The sequence below is a fragment of the Aeromonas sp. QDB56 genome, from assembly GCF_027705505.1.
Classification (GTDB): domain Bacteria; phylum Pseudomonadota; class Gammaproteobacteria; order Enterobacterales; family Aeromonadaceae; genus Aeromonas; species Aeromonas caviae.
In genome coordinates, this window is sequence record NZ_JAPDBZ010000295.1 from 1 (window position 1) to 1063 (window position 1063).

The following is a 1063-nucleotide window of genomic DNA, read 5'->3' on the forward strand; positions in this document are numbered from 1 at the left end:
TGGCGTTGTTGCCCAAATCGATGCAGCTTGAATGGAACTAACTGAGGACTTGGTGATCTGATCACCACCATCTCCTTCAAGTCTGCATCATGAGCACGTCGCTTCACCCCATCACCAACTGGCCTACATACAACAAATCTTTGATTAACCGTGGTTCACTCACCTTCTGGGTTGATGCCGAGGCCATGAACAACTGGTTTCACCACGGCCATCATGGGCGGCGGGGCCGCAGCCAACTATACACTGACCAGACCATCTGCACCTTCCTGATGCTCAAGGGGATTTTCAACCTCACTCTGCGGGCCACCCAGGGACTACTCGACTCCCTGTTCGAGTTGATGAACGTACCGCTTTGTGCCCCCGATTACAGCTGTGTCAGCAAGCGAGCACGCACGGTGGCGGTGGCTTATCGACAGCCCTCTAAGGGGCGCATCACTGACTTGGTTATCGATTCGACGGGCCTGAAGGTATTTGGTGAAGGCGAGTGGAAGGTCAGAAAACACGGCGCCGAGAAGCGGCGAGTGTGGCGCAAGTTGCATCTGGCGGTAGACCCGGTGACCCACGATATCGTGGCGGCGGAAGTCTCGCTGGAAAATGTCCATGATGCCGAGGTGTTGCCGACCTTGCTCAACCCACTGCGGCGCAAGCTGGGACGTGTTTATGCGGATGGCGCCTATGACAGCAAAGCCAGCCATCAGCTAATCTCGCGCAAAGGGGCGACAGCCTGTATCCCGCCTCGCAAGAACGCTGGGCTATGGGAAAAAGGACATCCAAGAAATGAGGCTGTGCTGGTGATGCGCAAGGAAGGGCTGGCGCACTGGAAGAAGATATCGGGGTATCACCGTCGCTCGCTGGCGGAAACGGCGATGTATCGGTTCAAGCAGTTGCTGGCGGGGAGAATCAGTCTGCGTAACTACAATGGCCAAGTGGGAGAAGTCATGGCGTATGTCAGTGCCATAAACAAACTGAATACCCTTGGTCTGCCTGTCAGAAAGCCCCGAGTGTAACGGTCACTTGGGGCTGGGGCAGTTGTGGCTTGATGGTTGATTTGGGAAACAGCGCC

Annotated in this window: 1 protein-coding gene; it reads left to right on the forward strand. The window is 55.9% G+C overall.

All coding sequences use genetic code 11. From position 1 onward, the window contains the following. The first annotated feature begins 89 nt into the window (after positions 1-89). Positions 90-1007, forward strand: a complete 918-nt coding sequence (locus OKB81_RS20500) for an IS5-like element ISAs13 family transposase (RefSeq protein ID WP_005345606.1) — start codon at positions 90-92, stop codon at positions 1005-1007. Positions 1008-1063: the final 56 nt, after the last annotated feature.

Excerpts from the sequence above, each read along its gene's own strand:
- OKB81_RS20500 (WP_005345606.1), top strand. The coding sequence starts at position 90 with ATGAGCACGTCGCTTCACCCCATCACCAACTGGCCTACATACAACAAA.